Origin of the sequence: Rickettsia australis str. Phillips (assembly GCF_000273745.1) — a bacterium.
GTDB lineage: Bacteria > Pseudomonadota > Alphaproteobacteria > Rickettsiales > Rickettsiaceae > Rickettsia > Rickettsia australis.
In genome coordinates this window covers 1-3812 of the sequence record NZ_AKVZ01000015.1, presented here as the reverse complement: position 1 = coordinate 3812, position 3812 = coordinate 1, and the positions used below count along the sequence as shown (strand labels likewise).

The following is a 3812-nucleotide window of genomic DNA, read 5'->3' as shown; positions in this document are numbered from 1 at the left end:
TATTATTTAAGAAATCACTTTCTATTTCTTTGAATAGATATTCAATTTTATTATTAGAAGTATTTTCATCGTCAGTTTTTAACTTTTCTTCTTCAGAACTATTAAAGAAATACTTTAAAGGCGTATTTAAAACTTTTGCAAAAAACATATAACCTACTTATAGGTACTTAAACCTTCTTCATATTTTTTCACTTGGAGAGCACTAATATCTAAAGCTTGCCCTAATTCTTTTTGGCTAATACCTACAGCAAGACGTCGTTCTTTTAAACGTTCACTTGCGAGTTTGTCCGGATGTTTTATGGAATCATTCATTTTAACAATAAGTTTTAATTATTAATAAAGTCTATTCAACTTTAAATATAGTATATATGACTTTATATTTAATCAAGCAACTTTATTAAAAATTTAATATAATAATGCTAAAAACCTTTAGTTATCAAGAGTTGAGGCTAATAAATAATTAATGAAAAGTATAAAAACGATGAGTAATAGAATAGTAGAATTACCAAATTGCGAGAATATAGTAGGAGAGGTTAGTTTTTTAGGAATTAAACCTTGAGTATAATTTATTTCATTTAGATTTAGTTTTTTTATTGTTCTACCAAAAGGATCTACTATAGCTGAAATACCATTATTTGCTACTCTAATCATAGGTAAACCGCTCTCTACGGCTCTATTTCTACTAATATGAAAATGCTGATATGGACCGCTTGATTTACCATACCATGCATCATTTGTAATATTAATTATTACATCGGCTATTTCATTATTCGTCCGTACAAAATCAGGAAAAATAGATTCATAACAAATTAAAGGTTTAATTTTAAGATTATATTTTTCAAGATAAACAAACCCTCCGTCTCCTTCTTTATAATCAATTAAACCGTAAGTTAGTTTTTTAAACGGTAGTATCTTTTTAAGAGGCATATACTCACCGAAAGGTACTAAATGTGATTTATGATATTCAAATAATTTATGATCATTTTTATCAAGAGCATACATAGCTGAGTAAAGTTCAAACTCATCACCTTGTTTTTTATTATCCGAGATCCCTCCTGTTATCAAAATAGCATTTGTAGAATTTAGCATTTTTAATAATTCTGATTTAACTTGTGGTATATCATCAGGTACTACTAATGCTGCTTCAGACCAAATAATTAAATCGGTGGGTTCGGAATTTTCCGATAAATTAATATGTAGCATTAAATTATGCCAAAATTCTTCTTCATTCCATTTTTCGGTTTGAGGTATTGAAGGCTGCACTAATCGTACTTTTAGATCAGTGAAATTTGTAGGGTTATTACTTAGCCTTACTGCTCCATAAATGACAATTACGGTTAATATTAGGACTGAACTAACCAGTAATATTTTTAACTGAGTAAATTGCTTGCTAAATAAAGGATAAGCGGATGTAGAAATATATATAACTATAAAACTAAGTCCATATATCCCTATTATACTTAAAGGCTGTATTAAAATATCTGAAAACGAGAAAGCATAGCCGATCAAATTCCAAGGAAGACCGGTAAAAATCCATGAACGTATCCACTCAAATAATACCCAACATAAACAGAATATAAATTGGTAATATTTATTATTTTTAGCAAAAAAACTAAGCATGCAGCTTGCCGATATAAAGAAAGCTAAAACTATAGGTAGCCCAAATAACGCAAAAGGAATTGCCCACCAAAAATCCGCAATATAAACGCTAACACCGATACTTATCCAATATATTCCACTTAAAAAATGCCCAAAACCAAATAAATAACCAAATTTTGCGGCTTCTTGCCAATTTTCGGATTTTTGAACTATATAACATAAGTAAGATAACGTTAATAATGCCGGTATAAAGAAAGTCGGAGCAAACACTAAACCGCTTAACATCCCTAACAGTAAACATATGATTTTAGGTTTATACATTTTTATCGATTATTTGTTTACAAAATAATACATCATGCTATCATTTCAGCAAGTTTTAATATAATGAGTAAATAAATGACTACAGGGTTACTACAAGGAAAAAAAGGCTTAATTACAGGCATTGCAAATAATATGTCAATATCGTGGGCAATTGCACAGCTTACTAAAAAACACGGAGCAGAGCTGTGGTTTACTTATCAATCGGAAGTACTAGAAAAACGAGTTAAACCACTCGCTGAGGAAATAGGTTGTAATTTTGTTAGCGAACTTGATGTTACGAATCCAAAATCAATTAGTGATTTATTTGATGATATAAAAGAAAAATGGGGTAGCTTCGATTTCTTACTTCACGGTATGGCTTTTGCCGATAAAAATGAATTAAAAGGACGTTATGTTGATACTAGCTTAGAAAATTTTCATAATTCTTTACATATATCATGCTACTCTCTTTTAGAACTCTCAAGGTCTGCAGAAGCCTTAATGTATGACGGCGGAAGCATTGTGACGTTAACTTACTACGGTGCTGAAAAAGTTATACCTAATTATAATGTAATGGGGATTTCTAAAGCTGCACTTGAGGCTAGTGTAAAATATTTAGCAAACGACTTGGGAAAAAATAATATTAGAGTAAATGCTATTTCGGCAGGACCTATCAAAACTCTAGCATCTAGTGCAATAGGTGATTTTAGTACTATGCTTAAATCTCACACTATAAACGCACCGTTAAAACGTAATACTACCCAAGAAGATGTAGGAGGAGCAGCAGTATATTTATTTAGTAATTTATCTCAAGGTGTTACCGGTGAAATTCATTATGTAGATTGCGGTTACAATATTATGGGAAGTAATAAATTATAAATTATTATTGCATTGATCATTAAACGTGTTCGATGTCATGCCCGCATGGCGTTGTTGCATGGACCGGTCAAGGCTCTTTATGTCATTCTTAGCTAAAAGCGGGAATCCAGAAAAAAGTATAAATACAGAAAATTTTTGAAATTAAAAGCTCGATTTATCTCGCTTTATGCTGGATTCCTGCTTTCGCAGGAATGACATCACAATCCATGATCCCTTTTTTTGAGATGTTCAGGTTTTGGAGGAACAGGCGGTTTTTTGGATTTTGCATGAACCTTTTTAGCTTCTGACAGCAATGCCGGATTATTTAATCTATTTAACTCTTTTAAGATTTGTTTTAACTGCTCTTGTACTTCTACCTTTAAAGGAGTATGAGAATTTTTAATTTCACTATTTATTATTTTTCCTATTTTTTCAAGATTTTCTTTAGAAATGGAATATGATTTTATACTTATATAATTAACAATCTTTGACCACCAGGTTTGTCTTTTATCTAATTCTTGATGTATTATATCTACTAAATCATTTTTTTTGAATGTTAATATATAATCAGAAACCCCTTCTAAGGATTTAGATAAATGCTTTTTTATGTCTTCTCGTTTCTTATCTTCAATACTTACTTTTTTGTCTTTCTCAAGTTTTGTTATTGCTTTTTCAATTATTGAAGATATCTTAGTTTCTTCTTCATTTGTTTTATTTTCTAAATTTTCTTTGGTATTTAAATTTATATTAGTTACTATTTTAGCATCTACTAATTGTTTAACATACTTACCGTTAGGATCTTGTATTTCTCGCTCTATCTCAGCAGATTTTAAACCTAATTTTATATATATATCTGATTCTCGAAAAAGTGGAGCATACAATAAAAAATTAATACTTTGAGCTATTCTACTATCTATCAAATCTTTAGAATTTCTTTTATGATAAAATTTTTCTTGTAAAATACGATAGTGATCTAATATTTCCTGTGTTATATCTTTTACATCAAGAGATTGTAATTCTCCTTTATCATTAAATTTTGCTTTCATGCCTGAGCG

General features: G+C 29.7%; 4 protein-coding genes. 1 reads left to right on the top strand and 3 read right to left on the bottom strand.

Going from position 1 to position 3812, the window contains the following annotated elements:
• Positions 1 to 153: 153 nt before the first annotated feature.
• A complete protein-coding gene (locus A452_RS11345; protein ID WP_231289953.1) occupies positions 154 to 312 on the bottom strand; it encodes a helix-turn-helix domain-containing protein in 159 nt (52 codons plus the stop codon).
• A gap of 117 nt (positions 313 to 429) precedes the next feature.
• Positions 430 to 1920, bottom strand: coding sequence for an apolipoprotein N-acyltransferase (gene lnt, locus A452_RS0102265; RefSeq protein WP_014412878.1), 1491 nt, complete (start codon positions 1918 to 1920; stop codon positions 430 to 432).
• A 75-nt stretch (positions 1921 to 1995) separates the two neighbouring features.
• Between lnt and fabI the strand changes: the two genes are divergently transcribed.
• A complete protein-coding gene (fabI, locus tag A452_RS0102260) occupies positions 1996 to 2778 on the top strand; it encodes an enoyl-ACP reductase FabI (protein WP_014412879.1) in 783 nt (260 codons plus the stop codon).
• Positions 2779 to 2975: 197 nt separating this feature from the next.
• Here the strand turns inward: fabI and A452_RS0102255 are convergent.
• The coding region (locus A452_RS0102255) for a DUF5410 family protein (protein WP_017208506.1) at positions 2976 to 3812 on the bottom strand (837 nt) is incomplete at its 5' end.

Excerpts from the sequence above, each read along its gene's own strand:
- A452_RS11345 (WP_231289953.1), bottom strand. The coding sequence starts at position 312 with ATGAATGATTCCATAAAACATCCGGACAAACTCGCAAGTGAACGTTTA.
- lnt (WP_014412878.1), bottom strand. The coding sequence starts at position 1,920 with ATGTATAAACCTAAAATCATATGTTTACTGTTAGGGATGTTAAGCGGT.
- fabI (WP_014412879.1), top strand. The coding sequence starts at position 1,996 with ATGACTACAGGGTTACTACAAGGAAAAAAAGGCTTAATTACAGGCATT.